Source organism: Pseudomonas monachiensis, from assembly GCF_047345015.1.
Lineage (GTDB): Bacteria > Pseudomonadota > Gammaproteobacteria > Pseudomonadales > Pseudomonadaceae > Aquipseudomonas > Aquipseudomonas monachiensis.
Genome location: NZ_CP178857.1, coordinates 1,833,434 through 1,851,319, shown reverse-complemented (window position 1 = coordinate 1,851,319; position 17,886 = coordinate 1,833,434). Strand labels below are relative to the sequence as shown.

The following is a 17,886-nucleotide window of genomic DNA, read 5'->3' as shown; positions in this document are numbered from 1 at the left end:
TCCTACAGGTATACACATAACCTTGTAGGAGCTGCCGAAGGCTGCGATCTTTTCAGCTCACCGCAGATTAATTCATCTCCCCCTCAACCCTATCCCTTCCCGCCTGCTTCGCCGCATAGACCCCCGAATCCGCGCGCAACAGCAAGGCATCGGCGCCCTCCCCGACCCGCCAACTGGCAATCCCGAAACTGGCGGTGACCGTACCGACACCTTCAATCGGTGAGCTGCGCAAGCCTTGCCACAATTGCTGGGCCAACATATAGGCATGTTCGCCGCCGCTATCCGGGCACAACACCATGAACTCCTCTCCGCCCAGGCGGCAGAACACATCGGTGCGACGCAGCCGGTGGCCGATCCGTTGGCACACGGCCTGCAACACCCGATCACCGACGGCATGGCCATGCAGGTCATTGATGCGCTTGAAATGGTCGATATCGAGCATGATCACCGACAGATCCCCACCGCCGCGCTCGACCCGGGCCATTTCGGTGGTCAGGCGTTCCTGGAAATAACGCCGGTTGTGAATACCGGTCAGCGAGTCGGTGACCGACAGCGCGCGCAACTCTTCTTCCACCCGCTTCATATCGGAAATGTCCGAGATGTAGCCGTGCCACAGCACACCGCCACCGGGCAGTTCCTCCGGCGTGGCCTCGCCACGTACCCAACGCAGACCCCGTTGTGGCAATTGCACGCGGTACTCCTCGCGCCAGGGGCTGAGGGTGTCGGCCGAGGCCCGGATCGAGGCGCGGACACGGGTGGTGTCCTTGGGGTGAATCCGGGTGAAGATCGCTTCGGCATTGAGCAGCAGCACGTCGGGTTCGAGCTCGTAGATCTCGCGAATGCCGTCGCTGGCATAGATCACGCTGAAACGCCCGTCGAACTCCATCTTGAATTGGTAGATCCCGCCGGGGACGTGGGCGCTGAGTTTCTTCAACAACAGATCCCGCGCCGCGAGCGCCTCATGGACCCGTTTGCGTTCGGTGATGTCGATGCACACCGCCAGGTGCCCGACCCACAGGCCTTGTTCATCGAGCATCGGCGTGGCGAGCATGTTGACCATCAAATGGCTGCCATCGCCGCGCACCAGCGTCCATTCCCGTGCCTCATGGTCGCCCTGCGCGTCGCCTTCGACCAGCATCGCCTGGCAGGTCGGCACCGGTTTGCCATAGCGCGCACTCAACTCGGCCGAGCGAGCAACCAGTTCCCGGGGCAGGTGCAGACTCTCCAGGGTCATATGCCCCACCACCTCGGCGCTGGAGTAGCCAAGCATCTGCTCGGCACCCGCATTGAAAGTGCTGATGACGCCGCGCAGGTCGGTGGCGATGATCGCGACCTGGGTGGCGGCATTCAGCACGCCACGCAACTGACCATGGGTGCCACGCAGTTCCTGCTCTCGGTCGCGCAGTTCCTGGGTGCGTTGCTCGACCAGTTTCAACGCCCGCTGCCGCTGGCTGACCAACACATACAGCAAGGCACTGAGCATCACGCTGAGCAACCCACCCAACACCACCACACTGGTGACGGAGGAATGGTTGGCCTTGACGAACGCGGCGCTGGGCTGGATATCGACTTGATAGTCATGGTCGGCCATGCGCAACAGGCGCGTGGACGACAGGTCGCTGATGGCCGGCGGGTTGGGCGACTCGAACAGCACCTCGTGCTGCTCGTCGATCGACAAATCGAGGATGCGCACCGAGAGATAGTCGCGGCCCGCTTCCGGCAGTCCATCCGCCAGCAACTGGCGCATGCTGATCACCGCCATGACATAACCGAAGGGCTTCATGGCGCTGTGGCCCTGACTGTTGCGCTGCATGACCGGTGCAACCAGCAGCACACCACGCGCATAAGCCGGCTCGATACTCACCAGATGCATCGGTTGCGACACCGCCATGGCGCCATGTTGATCGGCCCGATCGAGCGTGGCACGCCGTAGCGGCTGGGCCAGCAAGTCGTAACCGAGGGGTGCTCCGAGTTTGCTTTGCGTCTGGCTATACAGCACCGCTACGTACTCATCTCGCTCGCCGGCCAGTTGCAATTGGCCGGCGGCGTTGAGTTCTCTCAGGGTGAAGCCGCTCAAGCCTTCGTCACGCACCCGACGCTCGAACGCCGCCCGCTCATCACGAGTGACCCGTTGGGCAAAGGAATACGCCTGGGTTCGCAGCAGCAAAGGTTGGGTGTAACCATCGAACTCCGCTCGGGACACCGAATCGGAATTGGCGAAAAACCGGCGCAGGCCGTCGAGGCGCTGCTCCTGATCTTCGAAACGCTCTTCGATACGGCTGTAACGTTCACTGGCCAGCAGTTGGAAGCGTTGCCGCAATTGATGGTGAAACAGATTAAGTGTCGACCACGCCAGCAACCCGGTGAGCACCCCGCCGACCAGCAATACCAGCAGCGCGACCAACCAGGCCGAGGCATCTTCGCTGATAAAACCCAGGATCCTGGGGCGCACGGCATGCAACGACATAGAACGCAACTCAAAACGCCAGGTGCGGGAAAGCCCTTTGGTCGTGAGTTGAGTTATAGCCATTAGCCACTAACTTGACCAGCACTGATGGGATCCAGGAGCCTTTGAAAATCAAGGCTCTGTGGATCCAATCAAATCAAGTGTCAACGCGCCGTGATTTTCCAGGCGCGATGGATCTTGGCATTACGGGAAAAATCCGGATCGATGGTCTGCGCGGTGATCTCCTCGACCGCATAGCGCTCGCCGAGATTGGCTTCCAGTTCGAACTTGCGGAAGTTGTTGGAGAAGTACAACACGCCGCCAGGCGCCAAGCGCGCCATGGCCAGGTCGATCAGTTGCACCTGGTCGCGCTGCACGTCGAAGACACCTTCCATGCGCTTGGAGTTGGAGAAGGTCGGCGGGTCGATGAAGATCAGGTCAAACTCGTCACGGCAGGCGTCGAGCCATACCATCACATCGCTTTGCTCCAGACGATTCTTGTCGGAGAAACCGTTCAGCGAAAGGTTGCGACGCGCCCAGTCCAGATAGGTTTTCGACAGGTCGACGCTGGTGGTGCTGCGCGCTCCGCCCTTGGCCGCATGAACACTGGCGGTGGCGGTGTAGCAGTACAGGTTGAGGAAGCGCTTGCCAGCGGCCTCTTTCTGAATCCGCATGCGCATCGGCCGGTGATCGAGGAACAACCCGGTGTCCAGGTAATCGGTGAGGTTGACCAACAGCTTCACGCCGCCTTCATTCACTTCGACGAACTTGCCCTGAGCGGCTTGACGCTCGTACTGCTTGGTGCCGCTCTGACGCTCGCGGCGCTTGACCACCACACGGCTCTTGTCGATGTTCAACGCCTGCGGAATCGCCGCCAGGGCATCGAACATGCGCGCCGAGGCCTTTTCCGGATCGATGGATTTCGGCGCGGCGTATTCCTGGACGTGGACCCAATCGTGATACAGGTCGATGGCCATGGAGTATTCCGGCATGTCGGCATCGTAGACGCGGTAGCAGTCGATGCCTTCACGCTTGACCCACTTGCCCAGGGCCTTGAGGTTCTTTTGCAGGCGGTTGGCGAACATCTGCCCGCCTTCGCTCAGGCGCGGCTGCTCGACCACCGGAGCCGGTGCCGGCGTCGGTTTGATCGGGTTGCCATTTTTGTTGAACTTGCGTTCTTGCGGTTCGTTCGGCGCCTGATCATAGGCGGCTTGCTCGCGCTCGACCTGGCGCTGTTCCGGAGTACGACGCTCGCCGGTGACGAACTGGTCCGGCAACACCTTGATCAGCAGCAGCTTGCACGGCAAGGCGCCGTTCCAGAACGAATACTGCTTGTGGCTGCGGATGCCCATGCGCTTGCCCAGGTCCGGCGCACCGGTGAACACCGCTGCTTCCCAGTTCAGGCAGGCCTGACGCAGGCGCTCGCCGAGGTTCTGGTAGAGGTAGAGCAGGCTCGCCTCATCGCCCAGACGCTCGCCGTACGGAGGGTTGCAGATCACCAGGCCTTTCTGGTTCTGGTCCGGACGCGGCTCGAAAGTTGCGACTTCGCCCTGGTAGATCTTGATCCACTCGCTCAGGCCGGCACGCTCGACGTTGTTGCGACCCGGTTGAATCAGTCGCGGATCAGCTTCGTAGCCGCGGATCCACAACGGTGTCTTGGCCAGGCCGGCCGCTGCGCGCTCAGAAGCTTCTTCATGCAATTTTTTCCACAGCGCCGGGACGTGACCGAGCCAGGCGGTGAAGCCCCACTGCTCGCGACGCAGGTTCGGCGCGATGTCGGCAGCGATCATCGCCGCTTCCACCAGGAAGGTGCCGACACCGCACATCGGGTCAGCCAGTGCGCCGCCTTCGGCCGCGATACGTGGCCAGCCGGAACGGATCAGGATGGCGGCCGCGAGGTTTTCCTTGAGCGGTGCCGCACCTTGCTGCAGGCGATAGCCGCGCTGGTGCAGGCTGTGACCCGACAGGTCGAGGGACAGAATGGCTTCGCCACGGTCCAGGCGCAGGTGAATACGCAGGTCCGGGTTGAGCTTGTCGATGGACGGACGGTCGCCTTGCGGGGTGCGCAGTTTGTCGACGATGGCGTCCTTGACCTTCAGCGCGCCGAAATGGGTGTTGTCGATACCCGAGCCATGGCCGCTGAATTCGACGGCCAGGGTGCCGTCATTGAGCATGTGGTCTTGCCACTCGATGTCCAGCACGCCGTGGTACAGGTCTTCGGCGTCCTTCATCGGGAAGCGCTTGAGCACCAGCAGCACGCGGTTGGCCAGGCGCGACCACAGGCACAGGCGATAAGCGGTTTCCATGGTGGCCATGCCACGCACGGCAGAGGTGTGCTCCCGCGCTTCCTCAAGGCCTAGCCCGACGGCTTCCTCGATGAGCAGGCCTTCAAGGCCTTTTGGGCAAGTGAGGAAGAGTTCGAAACGATCGGACATGGGGATTCCAGAACCTTTAGCTGAGTGACCGCGCAACGCATTGCCGGTCCGGTTTTCAATCAGGCGCTTTTCTCGAAGAACGCCCGCGTGGCACGAAGGTGTGCCGTTCCACCCCTGCTGCCCGGGTTAAATGAGCTTAGATGCAAGGACAGATAAAAAAGTTGATGCAACAAAATGTCATAAGTCGACCCTTCGTCGAATAGTGCTTCCCGGCAACGGGAGCCATTCTCAGTAAAGGATTAAGCCCATCATCCAGCGCAGAGCCGATCATACCGGGGTTTGGCCAATAAATACGCTACAACTGCTCTGTTACTTATGGCGTTAGCACATGAACGGTTACGTCCTTATGACAAAACGATCATTCCCTCGATGTGACGCATTGGTTAGAACTCAATACAGGTTGGCGCCGCAATGACGCCAACACCTTGGCTCGTCACGCCGGCAACGAGCCCCCAACGGCAGAGTTTTTCTGCCAGACCTCAATAGAGGTCGACGCGATAAATACAGTCAACAAGTGAGGGCAACACCCTATGAGAAGACTTAAGCGTGATCCGTTGGAAAGAGCATTTTTGCGCGGATATCAATATGGCGTTGGTGGTAAATCCCGTGAGCTTTGCCCATTTACTCTACCGTCGGTACGTCAAGCCTGGATCAACGGCTGGCGAGAAGGACGCGGCGACAACTGGGACGGTATGACCGGCACTGCGGGAATCCACAGACTCAACGAACTTCACGCCGTCGGCTAATTACAGGGCACAACACTCCGACACGACAATCTGACTTTGTACTGAATTAACCACGCACGTCCCATCCGGACGGCGGGCTCCGGCCCAGGGGCTCCTTTATGGAGCCCTTTTTTATGCCTGTCCCATACCCCCCATTACCTTGTAGGAGCTGCCGAAGGCTGCGATCTTTTGACCTTGATTTCTAAAATCAAAAGATCGCAGCCTTCGGCAGCTCCAACAGGGGTTCAGCGTAGCGCTGCGATTGCGTCTACCGACTCACGAATCAGCGCCGGGCCTTTGTAGATGAAGCCCGAATAGATCTGCACCAGGCTCGCGCCCGCTGCGATTTTCTCGGCCGCGTGCTTGCCTTCGGTAATGCCGCCCGCCGCAATGATCGGCAAACGCCCACCCAGCTCCGACGCCAGCACTTGCACGGTGTGGGTGCTCTTGTCACGAACCGGTGCGCCGGACAGGCCACCGGCTTCTTCGCCATGCTCCATGCCTTCGACGCCTGCGCGGCTCAGGGTGGTGTTGGTGGCGATGACGGCATCCATCCCGGTTTCGATCAGCGCTTGCGCAACTTGTGCGGTTTCTTCGTCGCTCATGTCCGGCGCGATCTTGATCGCCAGCGGTACATGCTTGCCATGACGCAATGCCAGTTCCGCGCGGCGCTCGGCCAGATCGGCCAGCAACTGCTTGAGCGAGTCACCGAATTGCAGGCTGCGCAGGCCCGGCGTGTTCGGCGAACTGACGTTGACCGTCACATAGCTGGCGTGGGCATAGACCTTGTCCAGGCAGATCAGGTAGTCGTCCACGGCACGCTCGACCGGCGTATCGAAGTTCTTGCCGATGTTGATGCCCAGCACGCCTTTGTACTTGGCCGCCGCCACGCGGGCCAGCAGGTGATCGACACCGAGGTTGTTGAAACCCATGCGGTTGATGATCGCCTCGGCTTCCGGCAAGCGGAACAGACGTGGCTTCGGGTTACCCGGCTGCGGACGCGGCGTGATGGTGCCGATTTCGACAAAACCGAAACCCAGCTGGGCGAAACCATCGATGGCTGCGCCGTTCTTGTCCAGGCCGGCGGCCAGACCTACCGGATTCGGGAAATCCAGGCCCATGACATTCACCGGCAGCTTCGCCGGGGCCTTGCACAGCAAGCCGTTGAGCCCAAGACGCCCGCCCGCGCCGATCAGGTCCAGGGACAGATCGTGGGAGGTTTCCGGGGAGAGTTTGAACAACAGCTGACGGGCCAGGGTGTACATGGGCGGATTTGACTCGATTGGCGGCGAATTGAGGCGGCGATTATAGCCGGGCAACGGGGTGGCAAGCGAGGCGCGTGATCAAATCAACGGATAATGGCATATGCCTTGCACCACTCTGGGCACCAGCACCCATGCCAACGACCGAATGTGTGCAAAGACAATGGCGTCGTCCCCGGCCTGCTCAAGCAAGAACTCGGGACGACGTTTTTTTTGCAAGGTGAACACGCGATGAACGAACCGTCAGCCGGCCCCCTGGCTTGGGTCAATGGCAGCGATGCCCCGGAAAAAACCGAAATCAATCTCGGCTTCATGGCCCTGAGCGACTGCGCTTCTGTGGTTGTCGCCGCCACACAGGGCTTCGCCCAGCCCCACGGTTTGACCCTGAACCTCAAGCGGCAATCGTCCTGGGCCAACCTGCGGGACAAACTGGTCAGCGGCGAACTCGATGCCGCCCACAGCCTCTATGGCCTGATTTACGCCGTTCACCTGGGCATCGGTGGCGTGGCCGCGACCGACATGGCCGTGTTGATGGGCCTGAACCGGAACGGTCAGAGCATCAATCTGTCCCACGGCCTGCAGGCGCTTGGAGTGACCAGTCCTGAAGCACTGGATCGGCACGTGCACCAAACTCGCTCAAAACTCACCTTCGCCCAGACGTTTCCCACCGGCACCCACGCCATGTGGTTGTATTACTGGCTCGCCAGCCAGGGCATTCACCCGCTGCTGGATGTCGACAGCGTGGTGGTGCCGCCACCGCAAATGGTCGCGCACCTGCGGGCCGGGCGTATCGACGGGTTCTGCGTCGGCGAACCCTGGTCCGCCAGCGCCGTGCAACAGGACCTCGGTTTCACCCTGGCCACGACCCAGACCATCTGGCCCGATCATCCGGAAAAGGTCCTCGGCTGCACCCGTGCGTTCGTCGAGCAATACCCCAATACCGCCCGGGTGTTGGTGATGGCGATTCTGGAAGCCAGCCGCTTCATCGAAGAAAGCACCGAAAATCGCCGCAGCACCGCACAACTGCTCAGTGCCGCGCAGTACCTTGACGCACCACTGGACTGCATCGAACCGCGCCTTCTGGGCGAATACGCCGACGGCCTTGGCCACCGCTGGCAAGACCCGCACGCGCTGCGCCTGCACGGGGACGGCGAGGTCAACCTGCCGTACCTGTCCGACGGCATGTGGTTCATGACCCAGTTCCGCCGCTGGGGCTTGTTGCGCGATGACCCGGACTATCTCGCGGTGGCCCGGCAGGTCCAGCAACTGGACCTCTACCGTGAAGCCGCCCGTGCCGTCGGCGTCGCTTCGTCAGCCGGGGAAATGCGCAGCAGTCAGTTGATCGACGGCAAAATCTGGGACGGCTCGGACCCGGCCGGTTATGCCCGCAGTTTCAAACTGCATGCAATGAGCGACAGCTCGCACCGATCCGCCAGCCGCTGACAGGAGACCACGAACATGCTGCGTATCCTGCTGATCAACGACACCGCCAAAAAAGTCGGACGCCTGAAGGCCGCCCTGACCGAAGCCGGATTCGAAGTGATCGATGAATCCGGCCTGACCATCGACTTGCCCGAACGCGTCGAAACGGTGCGTCCGGATGTAATTCTGATCGATACCGAGTCACCGGGCCGCGATGTCATGGAACAAGTGGTGCTGGTGACGCGCGACCAGCCACGCCCGATTGTGATGTTCACGGACGAACACGACCCCGATGTGATGCGCCAGGCGATCAAGTCCGGGGTCAGTGCCTACATCGTCGAAGGCATTCACGCACAACGCCTGCAGCCGATTCTCGATGTGGCCATGGCACGCTTCGAGAGTGACCAGGCCTTGCGCGCCCAGTTGCATGCCCGCGACCAGCAATTGGCCGAGCGCAAGCGCATCGAACTGGCCAAGGGGCTGCTGATGAAAATGAAGGACTGCAACGAGGAAGAGGCCTACACACTGATGCGCCGCCAGGCGATGAGCCGCCAGCAGAAGCTGATTCAAGTGGCGGAGCAGATTATTGCCATGAGTGAATTATTGGGTTGAACAACAAAAGATCGCAGCCTTCGGCAGCTCCTACGGGGTGCACAGATTCCCCTGTAGGAGCTGCCGAAGGCTGCGATTTTTTTGCTTTACACAAATTTCCGATATGGCACAGATCTGGCTAGGTAATCACTACAGGTAACCAACGGCGGTTGCCCCACCTACGACAAAGACGTCGCTCACCTCATTTGCCCTTGGCGGATCGGGTGGCGGCGTTTTTTCGTTTTGGCCCCAGAGCACGGGGCCGGTGGTGCGGCCGTATCGGCGCCCCACCTGCAAGCTCATGACTCCTTTCGAGACTCTTCACAGCTGAGGTGCGCAATGAATTCAAGCTTCTGGAAATCCGGCCATACACCCACATTGTTCGCAGCGTTCCTCTATTTCGACCTGAGTTTCATGGTCTGGTACCTGCTCGGTCCTTTGGCGGTGCAGATCGCCGCTGACCTGCAGCTGACGACACAGCAACGGGGGCTGGTGGTCGCCACGCCGATTCTGGCCGGGGCGGTGTTGCGCTTCGTGATGGGGATGCTGGCTGATCGCCTGTCGCCCAAAACCGCCGGCCTGATCGGCCAGGTCATCGTGATCTGCGCCCTGTTCGGCGCCTGGAAACTCGGGATCCACAGCTACGAGCAAGCCTTGCTGCTGGGCCTGTTCCTCGGCATGGCCGGCGCTTCGTTCGCCGTCGCCCTCCCCCTGGCCTCCCAGTGGTATCCGCCGCAGCATCAAGGCAAGGCCATGGGCATCGCCGGCGCGGGTAACTCGGGCACGGTCCTCGCGGCATTGATCGCCCCGGTGCTGGCGGCGGCGTTTGGCTGGAGCAACGTGTTCGGCTTTGCCCTGATTCCGTTGATCCTGACCCTGGTCGTCTTCGCCTGGCTGGCCCGCAATGCCCCCGAGCGGCCAAAAGCCAAATCCATGGCCGACTACTTCAAGGCCTTGGGTGATCGTGACAGCTGGTGGTTCATGTTTTTCTACAGCGTGACGTTCGGCGGTTTCATCGGCCTGGCCAGCGCCCTGCCCGGTTATTTCAACGACCAGTACGGCCTGAACCCGGTGACTGCCGGCTACTACACCGCTGCCTGCGTGTTCGGTGGCAGCCTGATGCGCCCCCTGGGTGGTGCACTGGCTGACCGGTTTGGCGGCATTCGGACCCTGTTGGCGATGTACACCGTCGCGGCGACCTGCATTGCCGTGGTCGGCTTCAACCTGCCGAGTTCCTACGCCGCCCTGGCACTTTTCGTCTGCACCATGCTCGGTCTGGGCGCAGGCAATGGCGCGGTATTCCAGTTGGTGCCCCAGCGTTTTCGCCGGGAAATCGGCGTGATGACCGGCCTGATCGGCATGGCCGGCGGTATCGGCGGGTTTGCCCTCGCGGCCGGCATGGGCGCGATCAAGCAAAGCACCGGCAGCTATCAACTGGCGCTGTGGTTGTTCGCCAGCCTCGGCGTCCTGGCCTGGTTCGGTCTGCACGGCGTGAAACGTCGCTGGAGAACCACCTGGGGTTCGGCCGCCGTGACGGCTGCGCGGGTCTGAGGCCTCGATGAGCCTGCAACTGAGTTTCGCCGAAGCCAGTGCCATCGGTCCCCGCGAGGAAAACCAGGATGCCCTGCGCCTGGTCACGCCGGCTCCGGCGCTGGCCGCGAGCAAGGGTTACCTGTTCGCGATTGCCGACGGTGTCAGCCAGTGCGTCGATGGCGGTCTGGCCGCCCGTTCGACGCTGCAGGCCCTGGCGCTGGATTACTACGCCACGCCGGAAACCTGGAGCGTCGCACAGGCGCTCGATCGTCTGTTGCTGGCGCAGAACCGCTGGTTGCAGGCCAATGGCGGCGGACAACCGCTGCTGACCACCCTCAGTGCGCTGGTCCTGCGTGGCCGGCGTTTTACCCTGGCCCATGTCGGCGATTGCCGGGTGTATCGCTGGCACGCCGACCAATTGCAGCGAATCAGTGAGGATCACGTCTGGGACCAGCCGGGCATGCAGCATGTGCTGAAACGGGCACTGGGGCTCGATCAACACCTGGTGCTGGATTTTCTCGACGGTGAGTTGCGCCCCGATGAAAGCTTCGTCCTGCTCAGCGACGGCGTCTGGGCCGTCCTGGGCGATACCGCCATTGCCGCGATCCTGCGGGACCAACCGGACTTGCACAGCGCTGCGCAAACCCTGGTCAATGCCGCGCACCTGGCGGGCAGCCAGGACAACGCCAGCGCCTTGCTGGTACGGGTCGATGCCTTGGGCGAAGCGAGCATTGGCGATGCATTGATGCACTTGCAGCAATGGCCACTGCCGCCCGCCCTGAAACCGGGTCAGGCGTTCGAGGGCTGGCAGGTCGAGGGGATCGTCGCACAGAGCCAGCAATCGCTGCTTTATCGCGTTCGCGACAGCCAGCAACAACCCTGGCTGCTGAAAACCCTGCCCGGGCGCCTGCACGACGATCACCAGGCCGGGCAAGCATTACTGTCGGAGGAATGGTTTCTCAAACGCGTGGCCGGTCGACACTTTCCTGAAGTCCATGCCGCCAGTCAGCGTCAGCATTTGTACTACGTGATGCGAGAATATTCGGGCGCTACCCTGGCCCAACGGCATGAGCAAAGCGGCCCCTTGCCGCTGCCCCAGTGGCAAGACATCGCCGAACGCTTGCTGCGAGCGGTCGGCCTGTTGCACCGGCGGCAGATCCTGCATCGCGATATCAAGCCGGAGAACCTGCTGCTGGGGGACGATGGCGAGTTGCGCCTGCTGGATTTCGGCCTGGCCTACTGCCCCGGTCTCTCGCAAGACCTGCCCTGGGCGCTGCCGGGTACACCCAGTTACATTGCACCCGAAGCCTTTCGCGGCGAAGTACCGACGCCACGGCAGGACTTGTACGCCGTCGGTGTGACCCTGTATTTCCTGCTCACCGGGCACTATCCCTATGGCGAAATCGAAGCGTTCCAACGCCCCAGGTTTGGCCTCCCGGTCAACGCCAGCCGCTACCGGCCCGACCTGCCGGACTGGATCGCCCATAGCCTGGAACGCGCCGTGGCGGCGGCCCCCGACCAGCGTTTCGAAACGGCGGAAGAATGGCTGCTGCTGATGGAACAGGGCGAACGCCGCAGCTTGAGCGTGCGTCCCAAGCCCTTGCTGGAACGCGAGCCACTGAAAGTCTGGCGGACATTGGCGCTGGTGTCCTTGCTGCTGAACCTGGTGCTGCTGGTGGTTGCGCTCCATTAGCGGGCAAAGCGCCTTGAATCGGTGCATTCCCTCAGGTATCCGCCCTTGTGAACGGGGAAAAAGCCAACAAACACGGGTTTTGAGCGACTTGGCATAACCGCTGCATTACCTCTTGCAACAGACATACAGCGCAGGCTTCAACGACGAAGGTTGCACTTCCCGAGAGAACGGGACCAGGACAAAGGCGTCCTCGCTAGGCAACTAGCGGGACGCCTTTTTTTGTTTGCGCAAAATTTGTCGAGCATGGCCTGAACCCTGATGAGGCAGGCCTGAGCTCCCCGGAGAACCTGATGAAAAAACTAAAACTGGTGATGATCGGCAACGGCATGGCCGGGGTCCGGACCCTGGAAGAGCTGCTCAAACTGAGCACTGAGCTGTACGACATCACGGTCTTCGGTGCTGAACCGCACACCAACTACAACCGCATCCTGTTGTCGCCGGTGCTGGCGGGCGAACAAACCTTCGAAGAGATCGTGCTCAACGACCTGGACTGGTACCTGGAAAACAACATCAAGCTGCTGCTCAACCGCAAGGTGGTGGAGATCGACCGGGTCAAGCGCCGGGTCATTGCCGAAGACGGCAGCGAAGCCGAATACGATCGCCTGCTGATCGCCACCGGCTCGACACCTTTCATCCTGCCCATTCCCGGCAATACCCTTGAAGGCGTGATCGGCTACCGCGACATCGCCGACACCCAGGCCATGATCGACACCGCGAAAACCCATCGGCACGCCGTGGTGATCGGTGGCGGCCTGCTCGGCCTGGAAGCCGCCAACGGCCTGATGCTGCGGGGCATGCACGTGACCGTGGTGCATATCGGCGAGTGGTTGCTGGAACGGCAACTGGACAAGACCAGCGGCCAGTTGCTGCAATCCGCGCTGGAATCTCGCGGCCTGCATTTTCGCCTGTGCGAGCAAACCCAGGCCTTGCACGACGCGGGCAACGGCCGGGTCGGTTCGGTGCAATTCAAGAACGGCGACATCATCCCCGCCGACCTGGTGGTGATGGCCGCCGGCATCCGCCCCAATACCGAACTGGCGGAGAAATCCGGCATTCCGTGCAGCCGCGGGATTCTGGTCAACGACACACTGCAAACCTACGACCCACGGATTTATGCCATCGGCGAGTGTGCCAGCCACCGCGGCATCGCCTATGGCTTGGTGGCGCCGCTGTTCGAACAGGCCAAGGTCTGCGCCAACCACCTCGCCCAACTCGGTTTTGCCACCTACAAGGGGTCGGTGACCTCGACCAAATTGAAGGTTACCGGCATCGACCTGTTCTCCGCCGGCGACTTCATGGGCGGTGAAGGCACCGAGACCATCACCCTCTCGGACCCGATCGGCGGGGTCTACAAAAAACTGGTGATCAAGGATGACGTGCTGGTCGGCGCCTGCCTGTACGGCGATACGGCAGACGGCGGCTGGTATTTCCGGCAGATCCGTGAGAATCACGCCATTGGCGAGATCCGCGATCATCTGATGTTTGGCGAAAACGCTTTAGGCGACGTAGGACATCAAGGCCAGGACAAAGCCATGAGCATGGCCGACACCGCCGAAGTCTGCGGCTGCAACGGCGTGTGCAAGGGCACCATCGTCAAGGCCATTCAGGAACACGGGCTGTTCAGTGTCGACGACGTCAAGAAACACACCAAGGCTGCCAGCTCCTGCGGCTCCTGCGCCGGGCTCGTCGAACAGATCCTGATCAATACCGTGGGCGGCGCGGCGGACGTCAAGCCGAAAAGCGAAAAGGCCATCTGCGGCTGCAGCGATCTCAATCACGGGCAAATCCGCCAGGCCATCCGCGAGCAGCACCTGCTGACCATCGCCGGCACCCTGAGCTACCTGAACTGGCGCACACCCAACGGCTGCGCCACCTGCCGCCCGGCGCTCAACTACTACCTGATTTCCACCTGGCCAGGGGAAGCCTGGGACGATCCACAATCGCGCCTGATCAACGAACGCGCCCACGCCAACATTCAGAAAGACGGCACCTATTCGGTAGTCCCGCGGATGTGGGGCGGTGTGACCAATCCTTCAGAGCTGCGGCGCATTGCCGACGTCGCCGACAAGTACAACGTGCCGATGGTCAAGGTCACCGGTGGCCAGCGCATCGACTTGCTGGGCATTCGCAAACAAGACCTGCCAGGGGTTTGGAAAGACCTGGACATGCCGTCCGGCCACGCCTACGGCAAATCCATCCGCACGGTGAAAACCTGCGTCGGCAGCGAGTTCTGCCGCTTTGGCACCCAGAACTCCACACAACTTGGCATTGAACTGGAACATGACCTGTTCAACATGTGGTCGCCGCACAAGGTGAAGCTGGCTGTCTCCGGTTGCCCGCGCAACTGTTCGGAAGCCGGTATCAAGGATGTGGGAATTATCGGTGTGGACTCCGGCTGGGAGATGTACATCGGTGGCAACGGCGGGATCAAGACCGAGGTCGCGGAGTTCTTCGTCAAGCTCAAGACCGCCGAAGAAGTGCGCGAATACAACGGTGCATTCCTGCAGCTCTATCGCGAAGAAGCTTTCTACCTCGAACGCACCGTGCACTACCTGCAACGGGTCGGCATGGAACACATCAAGAAAGCCGTGCTGGAAGATCCGGAGCGGCGCAAGGCGCTCAATGATCGCCTGCAATTCTCCCTGTCGTTCGAACAGGACCCGTGGAAGGAGCGCCTGGAACAGCCCCAGCTGAAAAAAGAATTCGACGTCATCCCCGTGAAAAACCTGGAGGTGCTGGCATGAACTGGCTGGATATCTGCGCACTGGAAGAGATCAATGCCCTGGGCTCGCGGATCATCGCCGGGCCAAAGGGAGACATCGCGATTTTTCGTACCAGCGACGACGAAGTGTTCGCCCTTGACGACCGCTGCCCGCATAAGGGCGGCCCGTTGTCCCAAGGCCTGGTCTACGGCAAGCGGGTGGCCTGCCCGTTGCACAACTGGCAAATCGACCTGGAAAGCGGCGAAGCCCTGGCCCCGGACATCGGCTGTGCCCACCACCATCTCGCCCGGGTGGAAAATGGCCGGGTGATGCTGGCCCTGCGGGATGCAGGCTGATGGACCGCCAGATCACTGCATCCACCTGCTGTTACTGCGGGGTCGGCTGCGGCGTGCTGATCGAGCACGACGGTTCACGCATCCTCGGCGTCAGCGGCGACCCGGCGCACCCGGCCAATTTCGGCAAACTGTGCAGCAAGGGCTCGACCCTGCACCTGACCGGCGACTTGACGGCGCGGGCGCTGTACCCCGAACTGCGCCTCGGTAAAGGCCTGGCCCGTCACCGCACCGATTGGGATACCGCCCTCGATCATGCCACCAGTGTATTTGCCGCAACCATTGCCGAGCATGGCCCGGACAGCGTGGCGTTCTACATTTCCGGGCAACTGTTGACCGAGGACTACTACGCCTTCAACAAGCTGGCACGTGCCCTGGTAGGCACCAACAACATCGACAGCAATTCGCGCCTGTGCATGTCCTCGGCAGTCGTCGGCTACAAGCGCAGCCTGGGTGCCGACGCCCCGCCCTGCAGCTACGAAGACCTGGAGCTGAGCGATTGCGTGATGATCGTCGGCAGCAACATGGCCTACGCCCACCCGGTGCTGTTTCGCCGGCTGGAAGCCGCCAAATCCCGCCGGCCACAGATGAAGGTCATCGTCATTGACCCGCGTCGCACAGACACCTGCGATCTGGCTGACCTGCACCTGGCGATCTTGCCGGGCACCGATGTCGCCCTGTTCCATGGGATTTTGCATCTGCTGTTGTGGGAAGACTGGATCGATCGTGACTTCATCCGCGACCACACCGAAGGCCTGGCCGAGCTGAAAAGCCTGGTGCGTGACTACACGCCGCAAATGGTTTCGCAGCTCTGCGGAATCAGTCTCGGGCAATTGCAGCAGTGTGCCGAGTGGATCGGCACGTCACCGAGCTTTCTGTCGCTGTGGTGCATGGGGCTTAACCAGTCCACCGCCGGCAGCGCGAAAAACAGTGCACTGATCAACCTGCACCTGGCCACCGGGCAGATCGGTCGTCCCGGCGCCGGACCTTTCTCCCTCACCGGTCAGCCAAATGCCATGGGCGGAAGGGAAACCGGCAGCTTGTCCAACCTGCTGCCCGGCCACCGTGACGCCGCCAATCCGCAACACCGTGAGCAAGTGGCGTCCTACTGGGGCGTCGAGAAACTGCCGGAAAATCCCGGGCTCACCGCAATCGAACTGTTCGAGCAAGTGCGCAATGGCAAGATCAAGGCGTTGTGGATCGCCTGTACCAACCCCGCGCAATCCATGCCGGACCAGACGGCCGTGCGCGCAGCGCTGCAAGCCTGCCCGTTCGTGGTGTTGCAGGAAGCCTTCAGCACCACTGAAACCGCGAAGTTCGCCGACCTTTTGCTGCCCGCCGCCAGCTGGGGGGAAAAGGAAGGTTGCGTGACCAACTCCGAGCGGCGCATTTCCCACGTACGCCAGGCAATTGTCGCACCGGGTGAGGCGCGGCCGGACTGGGCAATCACCGTAGATTTCGCACAACGCCTGGAAAAACATCTGCGCCCCGGCCAAACCAGCCTGTTTGAATTTAATAATCCCGCTCAGGTCTTTGACGAATACAAACAACTGACTCAAGGTCGCGACCTGGATCTGTCCGGTATCAGCCATGCACTGATCGATCGTCTCGGCCCACAGCAGTGGCCCTTCCCTGCGGGTGCCGTTGAAGGCACGGCCCGGCTGTACGTCGACGGGGTATTCGCCACTGCCAATGGGCGCGCACAGTTCGTGGCCGATCCCTACCGCGCCGCCAAAGAGCAACGGGATGCACGCTTCCCGCTGACCCTGATCACCGGCCGCCTGCGCGATCAATGGCACGGCATGAGCCGCACCGGCACCGCCGCGCAGTTGTTCGGCCATGTCAACGAAGCGGAGTTGAGCCTGCACCCGGACGAACTGCGTCGCCATCGCCTGCAGCCGGGGGATCTGGTCAGCCTGAAAAGTCGGCGTGGCGCAGTCATCGTCGCAGTTGCCAGCGATGACAGCGTGCGTCCGGGCCAGGCCTTTTTACCGATGCATTGGGGCGACCGTTTTCTCAAGGGCGGGGTGAACAGCCTCACCCTGCCCGCATTCGATCCTTTGTCGAAACAGCCCGAACTTAAACACAGCGGCGTTCGCCTGGATCCGGTGGATCTGCCCTGGAAACTGTTCGCACTGATCGAGGGTGATGTTCAACGGCATTTTGAGACGCTACGGCCGCTTTGTGAGGCGTTTTCCTACGTCAGCCTCAGCCTGGTTGGTCGTGAGCGCCCGGCCCTGCTTATAAGGGCGGCCAATACTTCAGCGCCTGCGGCAGAGCTGCTAAGCGAAATCGATAAAAACCTGGCACTCGATGATGGCCCGGTGCTGGCTTACGACGATCCTCGGCGGGCCATTGGCAAGCGCGTGCGAATCGAAAATGGCCGGATCACTGCCATTCGACTGGCCGGGGAAACCCTTGCCCAGCACTGGTTGCAGGGGTTGTGGCTCGAAGGTCGCGCGGACCAGCAACTGCGGCGCTGGCTGCTTGCGCCGCTGAGCGCACCACCGGGCAACCTCGACGCGCCCGTCAACGCGAACAAGATCCTGTGCAATTGCAAGAACGTCGGCCAGAACGCGATCTGCGCCGGCATCAGCCGTGGCCTGGACTTGCAGGGACTCAAGCAAGAACTGGGTTGCGGCACGCAATGCGGGTCCTGCGTTCCGGAAATCAAACGCCTGCTGGCTGCCACGGCGCAGCCAGTCACCGTCTTCTCGTGAGGAA

General features: G+C 61.6%; 11 protein-coding genes. 8 read left to right on the top strand and 3 right to left on the bottom strand.

Annotated elements, in window-relative coordinates; translation table 11 throughout:
* Positions 1-67 precede the first annotated feature (67 nt).
* The gene (locus ACMDB8_RS08365) at positions 68-2,467 is read right to left on the bottom strand and encodes a sensor domain-containing diguanylate cyclase (RefSeq protein ID WP_056721925.1); all 2,400 of its coding nucleotides are present in this window, start codon (positions 2,465-2,467) and stop codon (positions 68-70) included.
* A 143-nt stretch (positions 2,468-2,610) separates the two neighbouring features.
* A complete protein-coding gene (gene rlmKL / locus ACMDB8_RS08360) occupies positions 2,611-4,881 on the bottom strand; it encodes a bifunctional 23S rRNA (guanine(2069)-N(7))-methyltransferase RlmK/23S rRNA (guanine(2445)-N(2))-methyltransferase RlmL (protein ID WP_056721923.1) in 2,271 nt (756 codons plus the stop codon).
* Positions 4,882-5,411: 530 nt separating this feature from the next.
* On the opposite strand from rlmKL, the gene rmf reads away from it, so the two are divergent.
* Entirely contained in the window at positions 5,412-5,627 is a 216-nt protein-coding gene (rmf, locus tag ACMDB8_RS08355; protein ID WP_003223300.1) for a ribosome modulation factor, read from the top strand.
* Between the two features lie 224 nt (positions 5,628-5,851).
* On the opposite strand, the gene ACMDB8_RS08350 is transcribed toward rmf, so the two are convergent.
* Positions 5,852-6,871, bottom strand: coding sequence for a quinone-dependent dihydroorotate dehydrogenase (locus tag ACMDB8_RS08350; protein ID WP_056721922.1), 1,020 nt, complete (start codon positions 6,869-6,871; stop codon positions 5,852-5,854).
* A 228-nt stretch (positions 6,872-7,099) separates the two neighbouring features.
* On the opposite strand from ACMDB8_RS08350, the gene ACMDB8_RS08345 reads away from it, so the two are divergent.
* The 7 genes from ACMDB8_RS08345 (at position 7,100) to ACMDB8_RS08315 (ending at position 17,882) form a co-directional block, all read left to right on the top strand.
* A complete protein-coding gene (locus ACMDB8_RS08345; RefSeq protein ID WP_056722302.1) occupies positions 7,100-8,311 on the top strand; it encodes a CmpA/NrtA family ABC transporter substrate-binding protein in 1,212 nt (403 codons plus the stop codon).
* A 15-nt stretch (positions 8,312-8,326) separates the two neighbouring features.
* A complete protein-coding gene (locus ACMDB8_RS08340) occupies positions 8,327-8,902 on the top strand; it encodes an ANTAR domain-containing response regulator (protein WP_008048624.1) in 576 nt (191 codons plus the stop codon).
* Between the two features lie 318 nt (positions 8,903-9,220).
* Positions 9,221-10,432, top strand: a complete 1,212-nt coding sequence (locus ACMDB8_RS08335; protein WP_056721919.1) for a nitrate/nitrite transporter — start codon at positions 9,221-9,223, stop codon at positions 10,430-10,432.
* A 7-nt stretch (positions 10,433-10,439) separates the two neighbouring features.
* A complete protein-coding gene (locus ACMDB8_RS08330) occupies positions 10,440-12,107 on the top strand; it encodes a protein kinase domain-containing protein (RefSeq protein ID WP_409078453.1) in 1,668 nt (555 codons plus the stop codon).
* Positions 12,108-12,397: 290 nt separating this feature from the next.
* Positions 12,398-14,851 (top strand): nitrite reductase large subunit NirB, encoded by a 2,454-nt coding sequence (gene nirB / locus ACMDB8_RS08325; protein ID WP_409078454.1) that lies wholly within the window; start codon positions 12,398-12,400, stop codon positions 14,849-14,851.
* Entirely contained in the window at positions 14,848-15,165 is a 318-nt protein-coding gene (gene nirD, locus ACMDB8_RS08320; protein ID WP_046042889.1) for a nitrite reductase small subunit NirD, read from the top strand. Before nirB ends, nirD begins: the two co-directional genes overlap by 4 nt.
* The gene (locus ACMDB8_RS08315; protein ID WP_409078455.1) at positions 15,165-17,882 is read left to right on the top strand and encodes a molybdopterin-dependent oxidoreductase; all 2,718 of its coding nucleotides are present in this window, start codon (positions 15,165-15,167) and stop codon (positions 17,880-17,882) included. The genes nirD and ACMDB8_RS08315 overlap by 1 nt, the downstream gene beginning before the upstream one ends.
* Positions 17,883-17,886: the final 4 nt, after the last annotated feature.